This window comes from Christiangramia sediminicola, assembly GCF_031344135.1.
Taxonomy (GTDB): Bacteria; Bacteroidota; Bacteroidia; order Flavobacteriales; family Flavobacteriaceae; genus Christiangramia; species Christiangramia sediminicola.
This window is the reverse complement of the sequence record NZ_JAVJIU010000002.1, coordinates 666,213-687,047: the sequence shown is the minus strand read 5'-3', so window position 1 is coordinate 687,047 and position 20,835 is coordinate 666,213. Positions and strand designations below refer to the sequence as shown.

Sequence of the window (20,835 nt, the reverse complement as noted above, 5' to 3'; positions counted from 1 at the left end):
CACGTGCCAAAATCTGGATACAGCAGTTGTACTAATGCCTGGTAAATCGATTTTGTCTTTTCAATAACCTGATTTACAGTAATGTAAAAATTATGAAAGTTTTTCCTTGAGATATTTCGAGGTATATGATTTTTTGATCTTCGATACTTCTTCAGGGGTTCCCTGGCCAACCAGATAGCCTCCATTTTCACCACCTTCAGGTCCAAGATCAATAACATAATCTGCACATTTAACCAGATCCATATTATGCTCAATAACTATAACTGAATGGCCTTTTGAAATTAAAGCATTGAATGATTTCATTAACTTTTTTATATCGTGAAAATGTAAACCTGTAGTAGGCTCATCAAAAATGAATAATGCTTTTGTCTTGGTATTTCCTTTAACCAGGAAAGATGCTAATTTAATTCTTTGTGCTTCTCCACCAGATAGAGTAGACGAGCTTTGCCCTAATTGTACATAGCCTAAACCAACATCTTTTAAAGGTTTCAATTTCTTTACGATCTTATTCTGATCGTGATCTTCAAAGAATTTGGTAGCATCATCGATGGTCATATTCAGAATATCATCAATATTCTTTTCATGAAAAGTCACTTCCAGGACTTCTTTTTTAAATCTTTTTCCATTACAGGCCTCACATTCCAAATGAACATCAGCCATGAATTGCATCTCGATAGTAACTTCTCCTTCGCCTTTACAGGTTTCGCAACGTCCTCCATCTACATTGAAAGAGAAATGCTTTGCTTTAAATCCGCGTAATTTGGCAAGACGCTGGCTCGCGAAAAGGTTCCTTATATCATCGTAAGCTTTTATGTAGGTCACAGGATTAGATCTGGAAGATCTTCCTATAGGATTCTGATCTACAAATTCTACAGTACCAAGATTTTTAAAACTGCCTTCAACTCCACTAAATTGTCCGGCTTTTTCTCCGTAACCTCCAATCTCTTTTTGGACAGCTGGATAAAGGATTTTTTTTACTAATGTACTCTTTCCACTTCCTGAAACTCCTGTGATTGCTGTAAATACGCCGAGCTGAAATTCTACATCAATATTCTTCAGATTATTTTCTCTTGCACCAAGGACTTTAATTTTATTCTTCGAGGTTCTCCTTTTTTCAGGAACTTCAATTTCCATTTTTCCGTTCAGGTAACTGGCGGTCAGGGAATCAGATTTCAAAATTTCTTTTAATGTTCCTGTAGCCACGACATGACCTCCATTAGTTCCTGCCTCTGGACCTATATCAATAATTTCATCTGCAGCATTCATAATCTCCTCATCATGTTCTACTACAATCACAGTATTTCCAAGATCTCGAAGATGTTTCAAAACTCCGATTAACTTTTCAGTATCTTTTGGATGGAGACCAATTGAAGGTTCATCCAGAATATACATAGAACCAACTAAGCTACTCCCAAGAGAAGTTGCAAGATTGATCCTTTGAGATTCTCCACCGGATAAGGTGTTAGATTTTCTATTTAAGGTAAGGTAATCCAATCCTACATTCGAAAGAAATTCCAGCCTGTTCCTGATCTCAGTCAAAAGTCGTTTTGCGATCTTCGAATCATATTCATTAAGTTCAAGCTCATTGAAGAACTCTCTAACTCTGTTCAATGGTTTTTCAACGAGGTCTGTAATACTATGATTGTTGATCTTTACATATTGAGCTTCTGGTCTAAGCCTTTTCCCTTTACAAGCAGAGCATTTGGTTTTTCCACGATATCTGGAAAGCATCACCCTGTTCTGAATTTTATAGGCTTTACTTTCTAAAAATTCAAAGAATTGATTAAGTCCCTCAAAATATTTGTTTCCGTTCCAGATGAGATCTTTTTGCTCATCGCTTAATTCAAAATATGGCTTATGAATGGGGAAGTCGAATTTATGAGAATTATTGACCAGCTGATCGCGATACCAGCTCATACTATCCCCACGCCAGGGGAAAATCGCATTTTCATAAACCGATAAACCGGTATTAGGAATTACGAGTTCTTCATCTATCCCAATTACATCACCATATCCTTCACATTTTGGGCAGGCACCATAAGGGTTGTTAAAACTGAATAAATGCACATTAGGCTCTAAAAAACTTATTCCGTCAAGCTCGAATTTATTACTAAAATGTCTGGAGCTATTATCTGATAATTTTTCTATGTATAATTCTCCCTGACCTTCAAAAAATGCGGCTTCAACTGCATCTGCCAGCCTGTTATAAAAATCTTCTTCATCTTTCGTAATAATTCTGTCTACTACGAGCCAGGTATTTTCTTCTTTGATCTTCTTTAGATCGGTCTCATCTATTCTTGCAACTGTATCATCGACTTTTATCCTACTATATCCCTGTTGAGCAAGAACTTTAATCTTGTTTTCAAGAGATCTACCTTCTTCGAGTTGAATTGGAGCTAGAAGTAATAATTTTTCGCGCTCAGGAAAGCCTTTAATGTAATTTATTACATCTGTGACCGTATCCTTCTTTACTTCATTTCCGGAGACAGGAGAATAGGTTCGCCCAATCCTGGCAAACAACAATTTTAGATAATCATATATTTCAGTAGATGTTCCAACAGTAGATCTAGGATTGGTAGAATTTACTTTCTGTTCTATAGCAATAGCAGGAGCAATTCCTTTAATGTAATCAACTTTAGGCTTGTTCAATCTACCAAGAAACTGTCTTGCGTATGAACTTAGACTTTCCACATATCTTCTCTGTCCCTCTGCATATAAAGTATCAAAGGCTAAACTTGATTTTCCAGATCCTGATAGACCCGTAATTACCACAAGCTTATTCCGGGGAATAATAGCATTGATATTTTTAAGGTTGTGCAGTTTTGCACCCTTTATAATAATATTTTGTTTGGGATCTACTTTAGATATATCTGCTGTCATGCTTGATTTCTGCTAAAACCGCAAAGTTACTCAATATGAAGCGGGAAAGAAAGCCTATAAAAACCTATAGTATTGTTAAAATATTAAGGTTTTGTTTGCAATTCTCAATTTTATCTTGCTATATTTGACCCATAACCCGAAAATCAGAGTTGCCTATTCAGCACAGTTACTTTTTTTAAACTAAATAACCTAACCCGCAGGAATTCTTAGTTCCTGTACATTTAAAGTAACTGTTATGAATAACACTAAGGTAACTGACGCTTCGCTCGTTCGTGATTATCTTGATGGAAATGAAAACGCACTTGGCGCCCTCATCAATCGTCACCAACACCGTATTTACAGTTTTATTTTTTCTAAGGTATATGATAGAGATATCGCTGAAGATATTTTTCAGGATACATTCATCAAAGTAATCCGCACCTTAAAAAGAGGAAAGTATAATGAGGAAGGAAAATTTCTTCCTTGGGTAATGCGAATATCACACAATCTAGTTATCGATCATTTCAGGAAAAATAAGAGAATGCCAAAATTTGACAATAGTGGTGATTTTAATATTTTTTCTGTTCTAAGTGATGGAGATTTAAATGCTGAAAAACAGCTTATTAAAGACCAGATAGAATCTGATGTTCAGGAGCTGATCAAAGAATTACCTGAAGATCAACTGGAGGTACTTACCATGAGGATCTATAAAGACATGAGCTTTAAAGAAATTTCTGAACGTACTGGGGTAAGTATCAATACTGCCCTTGGAAGAATGCGATATGCATTGATCAATCTTCGGAAAATAATCGAAAAAAGAAATTTGATTTTAACGAATTAAATAAAACAATATCCCCCCGTTTGTTTCGTTATTCTATAAAACCATCATAAAATAATACCAAATGGGGAAACTTTACTTTAAAAAAACTTCGAAAGAAGAAAAATTTCATCATCCACAACCAAAAAAGGAGACTATCGAGTTTCTTTTGAATTATTCAAAAGCACTGAGTGTAATTGATTACAAGCAGATGAAGTTTGAGACGCTTCTGAATTAATTTTAAAAAAGACCTGTGTTATTAGCCTACAGGTCTTTTTTATTTCTTTTTTTTCAGATATTCTTTAATTACACTTTTTCTACCGATTGTTTTTGTGATTACATCCTTTTCAAGATTCCAGCCTCTGGCAGGTGAATACTGTCTGCCATACCATATGATCTGTAAGTGAAGTCTATTCCAGAGATCTTTTGGAAATAGTCGTTTAGCATCCTTTTCTGTTTGCGTTACATTCTTTCCATTGGTCAGATTCCATCTGTACATTAGTCGATGAATATGCGTATCTACAGGAAATGCAGGGATATTAAATGCTTGAGAAACTACAACACTTGCAGTTTTATGACCAACTGCCGGAAGTTCTTCCAAGGCTTCTATGTCTTCAGGAACTTTACCGTTATAATTTTCTATTAGAATTTCAGAAAGACCATGAATTCCTTTTGCTTTCATTGGGGATAACCCAACCGGCTTAATAATCTCCCTTATTTCATCAATGCTAAGTTTCACCATTGCGTAAGGATTATCGGCCACTTCAAACAATAGTGGCGTGATCTGGTTTACTTTTACATCTGTACTTTGTGCAGACATCAATACGGCTATTAAAAGAGTGTAAGGATCTTTATGATCTAATGGAATTGGGATTTCCGGATATATATCATTTAACGTATCAATAACGAACTGTACCTTTTCCTGTTTGGTCATAAAGTTTTAATTTAGAGCAAAAGTAATAATTATGACAACATTGAAAGAAGGGGATAAGGCTCCCGATTTTAAAGCTGAAGATCAGGATGGAAATGAGATTAAGCTTAGTGATTACAAAGGGAAGAAGTTGGTATTGTTCTTTTATCCAAAAGCAAGTACACCTGGTTGTACTGCAGAAGCTTGTAACCTAAGCGATAATCATGATGCAATGAAGAAGAAAGGTTATGAAATTCTTGGTGTGAGTGCAGACTCTAAGAAACGCCAGCAAAACTTCAAAAATAAGTATGACTTTAAATATCCGCTTCTAGCCGATGAGGATAAAAAAGTAATTAAGGCTTACGGTGTTTGGGGACCAAAAAAATTCATGGGTAAGGAGTATGAGGGAATCCACCGTACTACTTTTATAATTAATGAAGAAGGAAAAATTGAAGAGGTGATTAAAAAGGTCAAGACAAAAGCTCACGCAGAGCAGATCCTCGAAAGTTAATTTTCAGTAAAGGGAGAAAATTAAAAAAAGACGAATTTCTATTCGTCTTTTTTAGTATATGCTTTTTTAATTGTCGCTGTACTATCGCAATTTTCGATCTCGAGTTCCAATTCATTCTCAAGTACTTTCCCTGAAATTATATATAAATTACAAGGTTCCGCATCAGTATTACTTCTATTAAAATCCACATCACCGTTTTCCAGGATTTCAGAAACTGCGGATGTGTCTATGTCGCTATTTTGAAAATAAGCTAATGACTCTTCAGAAAATATCCTATCCTTTATCCTTATATTCTTTAAAACTCTTGCGTTAGGAGAATAATCACAGGAAGTTTTTTTACCTCCCAGAAAAAATAGCAAAATCACAATTCCAAAAAAAAGGCCTAGACCATAGTAAGCAAGGCGGTGAACAAGTTTCATTTATTAGAAGATCAATAGATTTATATCACGATATGAAAGATTGAACCAGTCAGCAATTGATTTGCTGGTTAAAATTCCGTGGTAAAAATACAAACCATTGCGTAAACCTCTGTCAAATCTCAGAGTATTTTCAAGGCCTCCTTCCTCTGCAATATGTAAAAGATAGGGTGTGAATATATTACTAATAGATAATGACGATGTTCTGGCATATCTTGAAGGTATGTTAGGAACACAATAGTGTATTACATCGTGTTTTGTGAAAATAGGCTCATCGTGAGAAGTTATTTCGCTTGTTTCTACGCAACCACCCATATCTATACTTACATCAATAACCACAGCGCCACGTTTCATCGAACTAATCATTTCTTCGGTTACGAGAATAGGGGAGCGGTCTTTTCCTCTTACAGCACCAATAACAACGTCTGCTCTTTTTAATGCTTTAGAAAGGTTTTTAGGTTGAATAGTACTTGTATAGAATGTATTACCTAGATTGGACTGAATATTACGTAATTTGGTAAGTGAGCTATCAAAGACTTTTACACTTGCTCCTAATCCTATAGCCGATCTTGCTGCAAATTCTCCAACGGTACCAGCGCCTATAATCACAACTTCCACAGGCGGAACTCCGCTTATGTTTCCGAACATTAATCCATTTCCATCAGCATGATTGCTCATGATCTCTGATGAAATTAATACTGAAGCTGTACCAGCAATTTCGCTTAAAGCTCTAACTATCGGGTAGCTTCCATCATCATCTTTGATGAATTCAAAACCAAGAGCAGTGATTCTTTTCTCAGCAAGTTTCTGAAAATATTCCTTACACTGCGTTTTAATTTGAAGTGCAGAAATTAAAATTGTTTGAGGATTTATATACTCCAGCTCCTCTATAGAAGGTGGTTCTATTTTTAAGATCGTAGGGCATGAAAATACTTTCTGGGTATCTTTTGTAATTTCAGCTCCGGCGTCGGAGTAATCTTTATCACTAAATCTCGCCCATTTTCCGGCGCCAGATTCTATCATTACACGATGACCATGAGCAGTTATGGCGGCTACGGCATCAGGGCTTAAACAAATGCGTTTCTCCTGATAAGCTGTTTCCTTCGGAATTCCTATAAAAAGTTGTCCTTTACTTTTGTAAATCTCCAGAGTTTCTTCCTGTGGAATGAGTTGTTCCTTTGTAAAGGGTGACACCTGCTGTTTGCCCATATAATTAAGTTAAAGCAGTTAAATTACAACTTAATTTATAAAAAGAAGAAATAAGAAATTAGAGTTTTCGGTAGTAGTCTTCAATTAGAACATTGGATTCTTCGTATTCTTCAGAATCTTCATCGTATTGAAATTCTTTTATTTCTTTAAGATCTTTATCAGATACTGGAGAAAAAACCGATATTTCAGTTTCATCAAGTTCTGAAAGATCCAGACCGTAAACCCTATCAAAGATTTTAATTCTAATTAAGTAAACAATAGAGAGGATAGCTATAAAAAATGGAGCTAAATATATAAGCCCGTTTATATCCATAAAAAATTCTCCATTCAAATAAACATCGTCATAAAAGACAGATATTAATTGATAAGCATACATGATCATAGGTATCAGGATGACATGATACCACCAATGTTTGCAAGTAAAAAACCAAATTAATAATAAAAGGAAAGGAACTAATTTACTGGTATATGTCCAGGCTGCTGTAAGTACATCCTTATAATACTTACTTTCGTAGGAAAAAAAAGAAGTTTCCCAAACGGGACCGCTTGGGAAAATTTCATATGAATAAAATAAATATGGTGAAAATGCGATACAAATCGCAATAATGCTACCCGTTAGTAGGAACTCTGATGAGCCTTTTGTCGACTGCCTGTTTTTTAATCTCATGCTTGGTGTCGTTGTCATTTGAAGTTGAAGTTACAAAAAAACTTGCTCCAAATATTGCGGCTGCGAAAAGTACTGCTTTAAGTTTCATAATTATAGGTTTTAAGATTGTTATTTCGTTTTGTTTTCTAGAACAAACATATAACAACTTAATATCCTGTCGGTTAAAACATTAGTCGTACCTTTGCGCCCTTTTTCAAGCCAGATATTGCCCGAAAAATCGCCTTAAAAACTTAAAATATGTTAGTTTAACTTTGTTTATAAATCGTTCAATGAATTAAATCATTTTAATTCGCTTTATAAAACAATTGTAAAAGTAAAAAAATTCTTACAAACTATTTTACGCAGCTTTTTTTACGTTTTTTGATTTCGTTAACAAAACTTTAACTTTCTGGTGTTCTCAGATTCAACCTGAATGAGCAATTTTTGGGTGTTATCACCCAGCAATTTCTCCACTTTTTCAGGCCACTCTATAAGATTCCATTCTCCGGAATCCAGGTAATCTTCAAATCCAATGTATAAAGCTTCGGTATCTTCTTCGATCCTGTAAAAATCGAAATGAAATACCGGTCCTTTCTCTGACTCGTAATGGTTAACTAATGAAAACGTCGGACTGGAGACAGTGTCTTGCACACCGAGTGCTTTAACCAGCTCTTTTATAAGAGTAGTTTTTCCTGCACCCATTTCACCGTAAAAAAGCAAGATCTTGCTCTTTGTGTTACTAAGTATGTAATCTACGGCTACATCCAGTTCTTGAAGCTTGTAGGTTAACTCCATAATTCAATATGTCAGATTTGGGATGATAAAGATATATAAAAAATCTATAAAACAACACAGTCAACTGATTATCAATTAACTAGAAATTAATTTTATGTATTACAGCGAAGAAAAATGCATTTCATCGATTATTTTGGATTTAGGACTACAAATGGGATTACAACTTCTTCTAGAGAAATACCTCCATGCTGATATGTATTTCTATAATAACTAACGTAATGGTTATAATTATTAGGGTATGCGAAGAATAAATCCTCCTTGCAAAATATGTAGGAACTACTCATATTGATCGTAGGAAGATGTACTGATTTTGGATCTTCAATAGCTAGAACCTCCTTATCCTCATAGGTTAAACTCTTTCCTGTTTTATACCTTAAATTTAAACTGGTGTTCTTATCGCCTATCACCTTTGAAGGATTCTTCACGTTAATCGTACCATGATCTGTAGTAATAATCAATTTAAATCCGGATTGTTGTGCCTTTTGAATTATTTCAAGAAGCGGAGAGTTTTTAAACCAACTCTGGGTCAAACTTCGGTAAGACTTATCATTAGAGGCTAATTCCTTTATTACTTCCATTTCTGTTTTAGAGTGTGAAAGCATATCCACAAAATTATAGACAACCACAGTAAGATCATTAGACTTCTGAGTTTTAAAATTATCTACTAATTTCTTTCCCCCCTTAAGACTGGTAATTTTATGATATTCAAACTTAAGATCACTTCCAAGTCTTTTCAATTGTTCAGCAAGAAATTCAGCTTCATACATATTCTTACCACCATCATCCACATCGTTTTTCCAATATTTAGGAAAAAGCTTTTCCATATCGCTAGGCATTAGACCTGAAAAGATCGCATTCCTAGCATATTGAGTAGCCGTGGGAAGTATACTATAATAAGCGCTTTCCTTTTCCTTCTTATAATAAGGATTGATAATAGGTTCCAAAGCTTTCCATTGATCGTATCTTAAATTATCCACTACGATCATTAATGTGGGCTTATCTTTTTCCAGTTCAGGTAACACTTTTTTCTTGAATAAGGTGTGAGACATTACCGGTGGCTCTGCGTTCTTCTCGAACCAGCTTTGATAATTTTTAGAGATGAATTTGAAAAACTGGTTATTCGCTTCTTGTTTTTGAGATTCCAGGATCTCAAACATTCCTGAATCTTCTATTTCTTCTAATTGAATTTCCCAGTAAACAAGCTTTTGATATAGCTCAGCCCATTCTTCATAAGAATTCACCTGTGCCATTTCCATGGCAATCTTTCTAAATTCCTGCTGATAATTAGAAGTGGTCTTTTCAGAAACAAGTCTTGAATGGTCCAGGTTTTTCTTTATGCTTAATAGTATCTGGTTTGGATTGACCGGTTTTATGAGGTAATCTGCTATTTTAGAGCCGATAGCCTCTTCCATAATATATTCCTCTTCACTTTTAGTGATCATTACTATAGGGACTGTTTCTCTCTTTTCCTTAATTTCAGCAAGAGTTTCCAAACCGGTAAGGCCTGGCATGTTCTCATCTAAGAATATAATATCAAAATTCTCATTTTCTATTTGCTCTAAGGCTTCAGTACCGCTCTTGCAGGTTTGTACATCATAATTTCTAGATTCCAGAAACATGATATGTGGTTTTAATAAATCAATTTCATCATCTACCCACAATATTTTGATATTACTCATATGCTTTCTTGTTTATCTTGGTTTGAATGAGACTTTCAGAAATTATCCTCATGGTTTTGAAGTAATTACTGTGGCTCATTTCATATATGTATCTTTGCTTTGAATTTTAGAAAAAATATAGCTTGGCGTCGCAAACTAAACTTAAAATATTAAACGATCCAATTTACGGTTTTATTACCATCCCGAATGAACGGATCTTCAGGATCATTGAGCATTCATACTTTCAAAGATTACGCCGAATTTCTCAAATGGGACTTTCTTACCTGGTTTATCCTGGAGCTCATCACACTAGATTTCATCACGCGCTTGGTTGTGTGCATTTAATGCAAAAAGCTGTCCGCGTCCTGCGATACAAAGGTGTTGAAATATCTGAAAAGGAAGAAGAAGCTTTGTTGATTGCCATTTTGATGCACGATATTGGTCATGGTCCCTTTAGTCATGCTATGGAGCATAGCCTGGTTGAAGGTGTTGATCATGAGACTATTTCTCTTCTATTTATGGAGGAAATGAATTCAAAGTTTAACCAAAGTTTAACTCTGGCTATTAAAATCTTCAAAGGTAGTTACGATAGAAAATTTATGAATCAACTTATCTCCAGTCAGATGGATATGGATAGGCTGGATTACCTGAAGCGGGACAGTTTCTATACGGGAGCCGTAGAAGGTAACATAAATAGTGAGCGCTTGATCACCATGCTTAACGTAGTTGATGATGAACTGGTAGTTGAAGAAAAAGGGATCTATTCTGTAGAAAAATTTCTCATAGGAAGAAGATTAATGTACTGGCAGGTTTATTTGCATAAAACGAGTCTGGTCGCTGAGCAATTATTGATAAGAGTTCTTAAAAGAGCAAAGGAATTAATTGAGCGGGGAGATAAACTGAATGCCAGCGGTTCATTAATGTATTTCTTAGAAAATAAGATCACCAGGGAAGATTTTGATCAAAAAACTCTTGAGATGTTTTCTCGCCTGGACGATAATGATGTGATCTCGGCGATGAAAGACTGGATGTATTCAGATGATTTTGTATTAAGCAATCTCTGCGAAATGATCATCAATCGTAATCTTCTTAAAGTTAAGATTAAGAAGAAACGTCCATCCAGGGAAAAACTGGAAAAAAGATCTGTGGCTCTTCAGAATAAATATGGTATTTCTGAAAAGGAGGCCTCTTATTTTGTATTTGAAGGAGAGATCGCCAATCTGGCTTATAAAAAAGAAAAGGACAATATTAATATTTTACATAAAAATGGTAAGATCAACGATGTAGTCAAGGTTTCAGATCAATTTAATCTAAAAGCCCTGACAAATACGGTAACCAAATACTATATGTGTTACCCAAAAGTTAAAGATTAACTCATTTTTTTTACTTTTGCCAGAATGAAGTTTACTGCAACGCAAATAGCCGAGATATTAGACGGCCAAGTTGAAGGCAATCCTGAAGCGGAAGTTTCAGAGCTTGCCAAAATTGAAGAAGGGTCTGAAGGCTCCCTTACATTCTTAAGCAATCCAAAATATACTTCCTTTTTATATACCACCAATGCTTCGATCACTATTGTAAATAATGATTTTGAAGTTGAACAACCGGTTAACACAACCCTTATTAAGGTAAAAGATGCCTATAAGGCATTTTCAACTCTGTTAGAATATTACAATCAGATCAAACTGAATAAGTCCGGAATTGAACAACCAAGCCACATTTCAGATTCTGCAAAATATGGGGAAGGTCTATACCTTGGATCATTTGCGTATATAGGTGATAATGTGAAGATTGGTGATAATGTGAAAATTTATCCCAATGTGTATATTGGAGACAATGTTAAGATTGGTGATAACGTTACCTTATTCCCTGGCGTGAAGGTATATTCTGAAAGCCTTATAGGTAGTGATGTGACGATACATAGCGGAGCTGTAATAGGTGCAGACGGATTCGGGTTTAGTCCGGGAGATACCGGTGAATATAGCAAAGTGCCACAGATTGGAAATGTGATCATTGAAGATCATGTAGATATCGGTGCTGGTACCACTATAGACCGTGCAACTTTAGGTTCTACAATTATTCGAAAAGGAGTAAAACTGGATAATCATATTCAGATAGCTCATAATGTTGAAATTGGAGAGAATACCGCTATCGCTGCTCAAACTGGAGTTGCAGGATCTACGAAAATTGGAAAGAACTGTCTTATTGGAGGGCAGGTTGGAATTGCCGGACATTTAACAATAGGAAACAGGGTTAAGATTCAGGCGCAATCTGGAATTGGGCGTGATATAAAAGATGATGAAATGTTGCAGGGATCACCTGCAATAGGATATAGCGATTATAATAAGTCTTATATCCATTTCAAGAATCTGCCTCGAACTATGAATATAATACACCAACTGGAAAAAAAGATGAATAATAATGGTTGATAGAATTTCGAAACAAAGAACCATTCAGGAGGAAGTTTCTCTTGAAGGTGTTGGCCTGCACACTGGAAAAGAGGTTAAATTAACTTTCAAACCTGCGCCGGAAAACACAGGATATGTTTTTGTTAGAACAGATCTTGAAGGAAATCCTCAGGTTGAGGCAGATGTAAGTTATGTAGTAAACACAAAAAGAGGTACCAACCTTGACAAAAATGGTGTTACTATTCAAACTTCTGAACACGTTCTTGCTGCCTGTGTAGGACTTGAAATTGATAACTTATACATAGAACTGAATGCTTCTGAGCCTCCAATAATGGATGGTTCTTCAAAGTATTTTGTCGAAGCTCTTGAAAAAGCAGGAACTGTAGATCAGGAAGCTGATAGAGATGAATATGTGGTTAGTGAGATCATTTGCTATCGTGATGAGAACGGTAGTGAGATCATTGCTATGCCGGCAGACGAATACCAGGTGACCACCATGGTTGATTTTGGAACCAAAGTACTTGGTACCCAAAATGCTTCTATTGAACATCTATCTGAATTCAAGAATGAAATTGCTGATTCCAGAACTTTCAGTTTTCTTCATGAAATTGAAACTTTGTTGGAACATGGACTTATTAAAGGTGGTGACCTTAATAATGCTATCGTCTATGTTGATAAAGAGATCAGTGAAGAGACACTTAAGAAGCTTAGGGTAGCTTTCAACAAGGAAGAGATATCTGTAAAGCCAAATGGAATTCTTGATAACCTTACCTTACATTATCCTAATGAAGCAGCGAGACATAAGTTGCTTGATGTTTTAGGAGATGTAGCTTTAGTTGGTACTCGTATTCGCGGGAAGATCATTGCAACAAAGCCTGGTCATTACGTGAATACAGAATTCGCTAAAAAACTGGCGAAAGTTATTAAAGCTGAAAAAAGAAATAATGTTCCAAAAGTAGATCTTTCGCAACCGCCATTGATGGATGTGAATGATATTATGGATACACTTCCACATAGATCTCCGTTTTTATTAGTAGACAAGATCTATGAATTAACAGATTCTCATGTTATTGGAATGAAGAATGTTACCATGAATGAGCCTTTCTTCGTAGGACATTTTCCTGGGAAGCCTGTGATGCCTGGAGTACTTCAGGTGGAAGCAATGGCTCAAACCGGAGGTATTCTGGCGCTTAAATCTGTTCCAGATCCAGAGAACTATCTTACCTATTTCATGAAGATCGATAATGTTCGATTTAAGAGGCAGGTGGTTCCCGGAGATACTCTTATCTTCAAACTGGAATTATTAGCACCTATTAGACGTGGTATTTGCCAGATGCAGGGCTATGCCTATGTAAATGGTCAATTAGCTACAGAAGCCATCTTGATGGCACAAATCGTAAAATCAAAATAAAGATTATGAACCAACCTTTAGCATATGTGCATCCGGGAGCTAAGATCGCCAAGAATGTGGTGATAGAACCTTTCGCGACTATACATAATAATGTAGTGATTGGAGAAGGTACCTGGATTGGTTCCAATGTTAGTATAATGGAAGGTGCTCGCATCGGGAAGAATTGTAGTATTTTTCCAGGTGCAGTTATTTCAGCTGTTCCTCAAGACAAGAAATTCAATGATGAAGACACGCTTACTGTAATTGGTGATAACACTACCATCAGGGAGTGTGTTACCATTAACAGGGGTACAACAGATAGAATGAAAACCGTGATCGGTAATAATTGCTGGATCATGGCGTATTGCCATATTGCCCACGATTGTATTGTTGGAGATAACTGTATCTTTTCAAATAACAGTACTCTGGCTGGACATATCAATGTTGGTGAACATGTTATTCTTGCGGGAATGGCGGCTATTCAGCAGTTTTGTAGCATTGGGAAACATGCATTTGTAACCGGTGGATCTCTTGTAAGAAAAGATGTTCCTCCCTTTGTAAAAGCAGGTCGTGAACCTTTAAGTTATGTCGGAATTAATTCCATCGGACTTAGAAGAAGAGGGTTTACTACAGAAAAGATCAGGGAGATACAGGATATTTACAGGATCTTATATCAGAAAAATTACAATAACTCTCAGGCTGTAGCTATTATCGAAGCAGAGATGCAGGCAACAGCTGAAAGAGATGAAATATTAGAATTTATTAAAAACTCACAAAGAGGTATCATGAAAGGATACTTCAGTTCAAACTAAACTAAGAATGGCGTCAACTAGTGATATTAGAAACGGACTTTGTATTCGTTACAACCACGATATTTATAAAATTATCGAGTTTCTTCATGTAAAGCCTGGAAAAGGACCAGCTTTCGTTAGAACTAAATTAAAAAGTGTTACTACTGGAAAAGTATTGGAAAATACATTTTCAGCAGGGCATAAGATCGAAGATATTAGAGTAGAGACTCATAAATATCAGTTTCTTTATGAAGATGGAGAATTTTTCCACTTTATGAATGTGGAAGATTATACTCAAATCAGACTAACTGAAAACGCATTAGATCAGCCAAAACTTTTGAAAGAAGGTGAAGTTGTAACAATTCTTATCAATACTGAAGATAACATGCCATTATCAGTAGATATGCCGGCAAGTGTTGTTCTTGAAATCACTCATACAGAGCCTGGAGTTAAAGGGAATACAGCAACAAACGCAACAAAACCTGCAACTGTTGAAACTGGTTTTGAAGTTAACGTTCCTTTATTTATTAATGAAGGAGATAAAGTGAGAATTGAGACAGATAAAGGTACTTACAAAGAAAGAATCAAAGAGTAAGTATTTTTATGAAATTCCCTCGCGAACATTCTTTAAAAGAAATAGCTGCATTAATCGACTGTGATTATATTGGTGATGATGATTTCCCTGTGCAGGGAATGAATGAGATCCATGTTGTAACTCCAGGAGATATTGTATTTGTAGATCATCCTAAATATTATGATAAGGCTTTACAATCTGCTGCAACTATCGTACTTATAAATAAGGAAGTAAATTGCCCTGAAGGAAAAGCTTTGTTAGTTTCAGATGATCCCTTCAGAGATTTCAATAAACTTACCAGGCATTTCAAGCCATTTCAGCCATTGAACAATAGGATTTCAGAATCTGCTGAAATTGGAGATGGCAGTATTATTCAGCCTAATGCTATCATTGGTAACAATGTAAAGATTGGGAAGAATTGCCTTATTCAGTCAAATGTAACAATTGGGGATAATTGTATAATTGGCAATAATGTGATTATTCACAGCGGAACTGTTCTTGGTGGAGATGCTTTCTATTATAAGAAAAGACCTGACGGTTACGATAAGTTACTTTCTGGTGGAAGAGTAGTGGTAGAGGATAACGTGGAGATAGGAACGAATAATTCTATAGACCGCGGAGTTACGGGAGATACTATAATTGGTGAAGGTTCAAAACTTGATAATCTAATTCAGATAGGACACGATACAGTTATCGGAAAAAATTGTTTACTTGCATCTCAAATCGGAATTGCCGGATGCGTTGTAGTAGAAGATGATGTGACGATCTGGGGACAGGTAGGAATTAGAAGTGATGTAACTATTGCCAAAGGCACAGTATTAATGGCTCAATGTGGAGTTTCAAAAGATACTGAACCTAATACAACCTATTGGGGCACGCCTTTTGGTGAAGTTCGTACTAAATTAAAAGAATACGCTGCGATAAAGCGTTTACCTGAGATTGTTAAAAACATAAAATAATATACTATGGGTTTAAAGACTAAAGAAGTTGTAGAGAAATTTTATCAATCCAATTTCTATCAAGACGAAGATGTTCTTAGAAGCTATCTTCATCCTGAAGTTGAATTATCTTGGTATGGAACTACAGGACTTAGAAAATTAAACCTTTCCGGGATCGCGGAAATTAGCGAACAACTTGCAGAATCTTTTGAATCTTTAAGAGCTGAAGTAGAAAAGATCGTTGTTGAAGGAGATAATGCCGCAATTCATTTTACGTACCACGTAAGAACTATAGAAAATCCTGATGAAGAAATGCCTCTGGCACATTTTGTAGCCATGTGGGAAACCAAAGATGGCAAGCTCTTTAAAGGAGTTCAAATTAGTCAACTTGGGGAGGAAGTAGAAGAAAATCCCTGGAACTAAGAATAATATTAGATAAATATAACCCTCTAAATTTTAGAGGGTTTTTTATTTTATTTTAATTCTATGTTTGTAGAATAAAATATTTATTCTACATTTGTAGAGTAACGAAATTAAATTATGGAACTTTCAAATTCAGAAGAACAATTAATGCAGATCCTTTGGAAAAAGGAAAAAGCTTATATGAAGGAGCTGCTAGATGAATATCCAGAGCCAAAACCCGCGTTAACTACTGTAGCAACTTTATTGAAGCGTATGCAAGACAAGAATTTTGTGGGTTACGATCAGATTGGAAGGTCCAGGCAATATTTTCCGAAGGTTTCTAAGAAGAACTATTTCTCTAAACAAATGAATGGACTTATTAAGAATTTCTTTAATGATTCTACTTCACAGTTCGCTTCCTTTTTTACCAAGGAGACAGATCTTTCAGAAAAAGAATTGATTGAGTTGAGAAAGCTCATAGACGAAAGAATTAAAAATAAATAAGATGCTGATCTATTTTATCAAATCGGTTTTATGTCTTGCTGTTCTTTGGAGCTTTTACAAAGTTTTCCTGGAAAGCGAAAAAGCGCATGTATTTAAGAGATTCTATCTTTTGGGAAGTTTAGTTTTATCTATCATATTGCCACTAATAACTTTTTCCTATACTTCAGATTCGGTAACCACAGCAGAAACATTTGTAGAACTAGAGAGATCTCAGGTTGTAGAAAATCATAGTTCAGTCAGTTTATATCAAAACTTTTTAGATGTTCTGCCTTACATTCTAGGTGGTACTTATGGAATTGGTGTAATTTTTTTCAGTTTTAGATTTTTTAAAAACATTATAGATATTCAAAAGCGAATTAATGGCAATGAAAAGCGTTCATTTTCCAATTACGTTCTGGTTTTAATTCGCTCAAGCCTCGATCCGCATTCTTTCCTCTCCTACATTTTTCTGAACAAGGATGAATATGAAACAGAAAGGATTTCTGAAGAAATTATACTTCATGAAAAGGCTCATGCAGACCAAAAACATTCCCTGGATATAATCCTGCTGGAATTAATTCAAATAATCTTCTGGTTTAATCCACTTTTGATTTGGTTCAAGAGATCAGCTAAACTTAATCATGAATTCCTTGCTGACGAGCAGGTGGTTTCTAAAATTAAGGATGCTTCACATTATTCAGAAGTTTTATTTCAATACGCAGGCGGCACTCATCATGTTAGCCTGTCAAGTTCTATCAATTATTCATTAACTAAAAAACGAATTATTATGATTTCAAAAAGTTTTTCAATCAGAAAGCTGCTTTCAAAATTAGGGCTTTTGATACCCGTACTAGGCTGTTGTATCTTTTTATTCAATAATGAGATTGTAGCTAAACCAGCGCTTTCGAATTCTCTAAACATTAAATCTAATCCTATAGCAAAAGGAGTAATATCCAATGAAATTCAGGATCCCGTAATTAAGATCAAAGTTGCCGAAGACAAAATTTGGGTAAATGGAAAGGAAACCAAATTAAAAAATTTTGCAGCAGTTGTAGACAAGATTACTAAGAACTGGACAAATAATGAATTAAATGGAGCAAGTATTCATATGAGTACAGAGGATTCTAATCAGAGATTCATGGAAAAGCTGAATGCTGAATTCTCAAAAACAAAGCTCGCCCGAGTTTCAGATCGTGATATTTTACCTCCTCCACCACCAATGCCACCGGCTGCAGAAAGTGTTCCACCGCCAGCTCCACCAGCACCAGTTAAGCACACCTCAGATATGGATGAGGATGCCAGTAGAATGCATAGAGAAAGAGCTGAAGAAATAAGAGCTCTTGCCGAAGAGCAAAGAATCATTATGAAGGAGGAAAGAGAAAAAATTCGTGAACTACAGGAAGAGTTACGAGAAGACGAAAATATTACTGCTACGGAGCGCAGGAAAATGATTGCCGATGTAAAAAGAAAAGAATCTGAGATGCGTCGAAAAATATTGGAAGTCGAAAGAGAACACATGCGTGCAGAAAGAGCTCAGGCGAGAATGAGGCGTGATCATCCAGAGCCTCCTATGGCTCCGGCGCCACCGCCTCCACCAAAACCAGAAAAAGTGATAGATGACATTGATAAAGCGGGAGGAAGCTTCTTTTATAACGGTAATAAGATCGATGCGGCCAGGGCTAAAAAGATCGCATTGGAAAAGAAGAATATCAACGTTCATGTAAAAAGAGGGGAAGATGACCCCGGCAAGGTTGAGATATTCGATAATGAAGAAAATTAATAAATCAAAAGCCCGGTATAAACACCGGGCTTTTGATTTATATACGCTTCAAAAAATTAGTAATCCAGATCAGATCCTTAGTTATTCAATGATTTTTGAATAGATTTTGTAGTCTTTGCATTAAGTTCAGGTATCTAAAATCAAATTCATCCCAAATCTATCGATCATGAAATCATCAAATCAAAATGAATCGCAAAACTTTGAAGAAGATCTGAATAAGATCTGAATAAGATCAACAAGCCAATACATACCCTTTACGCTCTTGTTTTAACTCTTTCCGCAGTAATTACCATCTATGTAATAAGCCTATAGATTTCATCATTTAATTTAATTCTCATTTAATCTCACTAATGAGTTGGAATTTCGGTACATCAGTTTTTCAATATTCGCGAATTTTATAGGAATTTTAAGGATTTTTCCATCAATAATCTATAAAATGACTTTAGGGTTTATATTTAAAAACATACTTTTGTAATCCAAAATTCAAAAGACACTTATGAGCGTTTTAGTCAATAAAAATTCTAAAATAATCGTGCAGGGCTTTACAGGAAGTGAAGGAACTTTCCATGCCGAGCAGATGATAGAATATGGTACAAATGTAGTTGGTGGGGTAACTCCAGGTAAAGGAGGGCAAAAACACCTTAACAAACCGGTATTTAATACTGTATCTGATGCAGTTGAACAAACCGGAGCAGATGTATCTATTATCTTTGTACCGCCGGCTTTTGCTGCCGATGCGATTATGGAAGCTGCAGATGCAGGTATTAAAGTGATCATTACAATTACTGAAGGTATTCCTGTTGCCGATATGGTAAAGGCTTCAGATTATATCAAGGATCGTGATTGTAGATTGATAGGTCCTAACTGTCCGGGAGTTATTACTCCGGGAGAAGCTAAAGTTGGTATTATGCCAGGTTTCGTTTTCAAAAAAGGAAAAGTAGGGATCGTATCTAAATCTGGAACACTTACTTATGAAGCTGCAGATCAGGTTGTAAAACAAGGATTGGGAATCACTACTGCTATTGGTATTGGTGGAGATCCTATCATTGGAACTACAACTAAAGAGGCTGTTGAATTATTGATGAATGATGACGAGACTGAATGTATTGTTATGATCGGTGAGATTGGTGGTCAGCTTGAGGCTGATGCTGCTCAATGGGTTAAGCAAAACGGAAACAGAAAGCCGGTAGTTGGATTTATTGCTGGTGAGACTGCTCCTGCTGGTCGTACTATGGGTCATGCTGGTGCAATTGTTGGAGGTAGCGAAGATACTGCTCAGGCTAAGAAGAAAATTCTTAAAGAGAACGGAATTCACGTTGTAGATTCTCCTGCTGAAATAGGAATGAAAGTAGCTGAAGTTTTAAAAGGCTAATCATATAATATCTTTTATCAAAAATCCTTCTGTTAGATTCCATTCGGGATATTTCAGGAGGATTTTTTATTACAGGCCTACTTAGGTTTTGTTATATTTGGCTAGACAATTAACCAAGATTATTACATATGAAATTATTAGAAGGAAAAAATGCTATAATTACGGGAGGTAGCCGTGGTATCGGAAAAGGTATTGCGCAGGTTTTTGCTCAACATGGAGCAAATGTTGCTTTTACTTATAATTCTTCTGCACAATCTGCTGAAGAATTAGCTAAGGAACTTGAATCTCTTGGGGTTAAAGCAAAGGCCTATCAATCTAATGCTGCAAGTTTTCAGGAAGCTCAGGAACTTATAGATAATGTAGCTAATGATTTCGGTTCTATAGATATACTTATTAATAACGCCGGGATCACAAAAGACAATCTTTTGATGAGGATGAGTGAGGAAGATTTCGACAAGGTGATAGAAGTAAATCTGAAATCTATTTTCAATATGACCAAAGCTGTACAAAGAACGATGCTGAAGCAGCGTTATGGAAGCATCATTAATATGAGTTCAGTAGTTGGAGTTACTGGAAATGCTGGTCAGGCGAATTACGCAGCTTCCAAGGCAGGTATCATAGGTTTCTCAAAATCGATGGCTCAGGAACTTGGTTCGAGAAACATCAGAACCAACGTTATAGCTCCTGGTTTTATTGAAACAGAAATGACAGAGAAGCTTGATGAGAAAACTGTTCAGGGATGGAGAGATGCTATTCCATTAAAAAGAGGTGGAAAGCCTGAGGATATCGCTAACGCATGTGTGTATCTGGGTAGTGACCTGAGTTCTTATGTTACGGGGCAGGTTATCCACGTAGATGGCGGTATGCATACCTAAGATT

At 35.8% G+C, this 20,835-nt stretch carries 21 protein-coding genes; 14 read left to right on the top strand and 7 right to left on the bottom strand.

Annotation, left to right across the window (positions count from 1 at the left end):
* Positions 1 to 90 precede the first annotated feature (90 nt).
* Positions 91 to 2,880: an excinuclease ABC subunit UvrA gene (gene uvrA, locus RE431_RS07110; protein WP_309561272.1), complete on the bottom strand. Its 2,790-nt coding sequence runs from the start codon at positions 2,878 to 2,880 to the stop codon at positions 91 to 93.
* A gap of 235 nt (positions 2,881 to 3,115) precedes the next feature.
* On the opposite strand from uvrA, the gene RE431_RS07105 reads away from it, so the two are divergent.
* Together RE431_RS07105 and RE431_RS07100 are read left to right on the top strand one after the other, a co-directional pair.
* Entirely contained in the window at positions 3,116 to 3,700 is a 585-nt protein-coding gene (locus RE431_RS07105) for an RNA polymerase sigma factor (RefSeq protein ID WP_309561271.1), read from the top strand.
* 61 nt (positions 3,701 to 3,761) lie between these two features.
* The gene (locus tag RE431_RS07100; RefSeq protein ID WP_309561270.1) at positions 3,762 to 3,914 is read left to right on the top strand and encodes a hypothetical protein; all 153 of its coding nucleotides are present in this window, start codon (positions 3,762 to 3,764) and stop codon (positions 3,912 to 3,914) included.
* Positions 3,915 to 3,953: 39 nt separating this feature from the next.
* Here RE431_RS07100 and RE431_RS07095 read toward each other — a convergent pair whose 3' ends face one another.
* On the bottom strand, positions 3,954 to 4,610 hold the full coding sequence (locus RE431_RS07095) for an endonuclease III domain-containing protein (protein WP_309561269.1): 657 nt from the start codon (positions 4,608 to 4,610) through the stop codon (positions 3,954 to 3,956).
* A 31-nt stretch (positions 4,611 to 4,641) separates the two neighbouring features.
* On the opposite strand from RE431_RS07095, the gene bcp reads away from it, so the two are divergent.
* Positions 4,642 to 5,097, top strand: a complete 456-nt coding sequence (gene bcp, locus RE431_RS07090; RefSeq protein ID WP_309561268.1) for a thioredoxin-dependent thiol peroxidase — start codon at positions 4,642 to 4,644, stop codon at positions 5,095 to 5,097.
* A 38-nt stretch (positions 5,098 to 5,135) separates the two neighbouring features.
* Here the strand turns inward: bcp and RE431_RS07085 are convergent, their stop codons facing one another.
* The 5 genes from RE431_RS07085 to porX all read right to left on the bottom strand — a co-directional run bounded on the left by RE431_RS07085 (position 5,136) and on the right by porX (position 9,842).
* Positions 5,136 to 5,516 (bottom strand): hypothetical protein, encoded by a 381-nt coding sequence (locus RE431_RS07085; protein ID WP_309561267.1) that lies wholly within the window; start codon positions 5,514 to 5,516, stop codon positions 5,136 to 5,138.
* A gap of 3 nt (positions 5,517 to 5,519) precedes the next feature.
* Positions 5,520 to 6,722: an alanine dehydrogenase gene (locus RE431_RS07080; protein WP_309561266.1), complete on the bottom strand. Its 1,203-nt coding sequence runs from the start codon at positions 6,720 to 6,722 to the stop codon at positions 5,520 to 5,522.
* A gap of 58 nt (positions 6,723 to 6,780) precedes the next feature.
* Positions 6,781 to 7,407: a hypothetical protein gene (locus RE431_RS07075; protein ID WP_309561265.1), complete on the bottom strand. Its 627-nt coding sequence runs from the start codon at positions 7,405 to 7,407 to the stop codon at positions 6,781 to 6,783.
* Between the two features lie 351 nt (positions 7,408 to 7,758).
* Positions 7,759 to 8,163 carry a tRNA (adenosine(37)-N6)-threonylcarbamoyltransferase complex ATPase subunit type 1 TsaE gene (tsaE, locus tag RE431_RS07070; protein ID WP_309561264.1) on the bottom strand — a complete coding sequence of 135 codons (405 nt, stop codon included), beginning with the start codon at positions 8,161 to 8,163 and terminating at the stop codon, positions 7,759 to 7,761.
* Positions 8,164 to 8,291: 128 nt separating this feature from the next.
* A complete protein-coding gene (gene porX, locus RE431_RS07065) occupies positions 8,292 to 9,842 on the bottom strand; it encodes a T9SS response regulator signal transducer PorX (RefSeq protein ID WP_309561263.1) in 1,551 nt (516 codons plus the stop codon).
* Positions 9,843 to 9,964: 122 nt separating this feature from the next.
* On the opposite strand from porX, the gene RE431_RS07060 reads away from it, so the two are divergent.
* The 11 genes from RE431_RS07060 (at position 9,965) to fabG (ending at position 20,831) form a co-directional block, all read left to right on the top strand.
* Positions 9,965 to 11,194 (top strand): HD domain-containing protein, encoded by a 1,230-nt coding sequence (locus RE431_RS07060; protein ID WP_309561262.1) that lies wholly within the window; start codon positions 9,965 to 9,967, stop codon positions 11,192 to 11,194.
* Between the two features lie 24 nt (positions 11,195 to 11,218).
* A complete protein-coding gene (lpxD, locus tag RE431_RS07055) occupies positions 11,219 to 12,247 on the top strand; it encodes a UDP-3-O-(3-hydroxymyristoyl)glucosamine N-acyltransferase (protein WP_309561261.1) in 1,029 nt (342 codons plus the stop codon).
* A gap of 4 nt (positions 12,248 to 12,251) precedes the next feature.
* Positions 12,252 to 13,637, top strand: coding sequence for a bifunctional UDP-3-O-[3-hydroxymyristoyl] N-acetylglucosamine deacetylase/3-hydroxyacyl-ACP dehydratase (locus RE431_RS07050; protein WP_408914510.1), 1,386 nt, complete (start codon positions 12,252 to 12,254; stop codon positions 13,635 to 13,637).
* Positions 13,638 to 13,642: 5 nt separating this feature from the next.
* Complete coding sequence (gene lpxA, locus RE431_RS07045; RefSeq protein ID WP_300436152.1) at positions 13,643 to 14,428, top strand: acyl-ACP--UDP-N-acetylglucosamine O-acyltransferase; 786 nt, start codon at positions 13,643 to 13,645, stop codon at positions 14,426 to 14,428.
* 7 nt (positions 14,429 to 14,435) lie between these two features.
* The gene (efp, locus tag RE431_RS07040; protein ID WP_309561259.1) at positions 14,436 to 15,002 is read left to right on the top strand and encodes an elongation factor P; all 567 of its coding nucleotides are present in this window, start codon (positions 14,436 to 14,438) and stop codon (positions 15,000 to 15,002) included.
* An 8-nt stretch (positions 15,003 to 15,010) separates the two neighbouring features.
* Positions 15,011 to 15,940: a UDP-3-O-(3-hydroxymyristoyl)glucosamine N-acyltransferase gene (locus RE431_RS07035; protein WP_309561258.1), complete on the top strand. Its 930-nt coding sequence runs from the start codon at positions 15,011 to 15,013 to the stop codon at positions 15,938 to 15,940.
* A 6-nt stretch (positions 15,941 to 15,946) separates the two neighbouring features.
* Entirely contained in the window at positions 15,947 to 16,342 is a 396-nt protein-coding gene (locus tag RE431_RS07030; RefSeq protein ID WP_309561257.1) for a nuclear transport factor 2 family protein, read from the top strand.
* A gap of 117 nt (positions 16,343 to 16,459) precedes the next feature.
* Positions 16,460 to 16,825: a BlaI/MecI/CopY family transcriptional regulator gene (locus tag RE431_RS07025; protein ID WP_309561256.1), complete on the top strand. Its 366-nt coding sequence runs from the start codon at positions 16,460 to 16,462 to the stop codon at positions 16,823 to 16,825.
* 1 nt (position 16,826) lies between these two features.
* The gene (locus tag RE431_RS07020) at positions 16,827 to 18,584 is read left to right on the top strand and encodes a M56 family metallopeptidase (RefSeq protein WP_309561255.1); all 1,758 of its coding nucleotides are present in this window, start codon (positions 16,827 to 16,829) and stop codon (positions 18,582 to 18,584) included.
* Between the two features lie 496 nt (positions 18,585 to 19,080).
* Complete coding sequence (gene sucD, locus RE431_RS07015) at positions 19,081 to 19,956, top strand: succinate--CoA ligase subunit alpha (protein WP_309561254.1); 876 nt, start codon at positions 19,081 to 19,083, stop codon at positions 19,954 to 19,956.
* A gap of 128 nt (positions 19,957 to 20,084) precedes the next feature.
* Entirely contained in the window at positions 20,085 to 20,831 is a 747-nt protein-coding gene (gene fabG / locus RE431_RS07010; RefSeq protein WP_309561253.1) for a 3-oxoacyl-[acyl-carrier-protein] reductase, read from the top strand.
* Positions 20,832 to 20,835 lie beyond the last annotated feature (4 nt).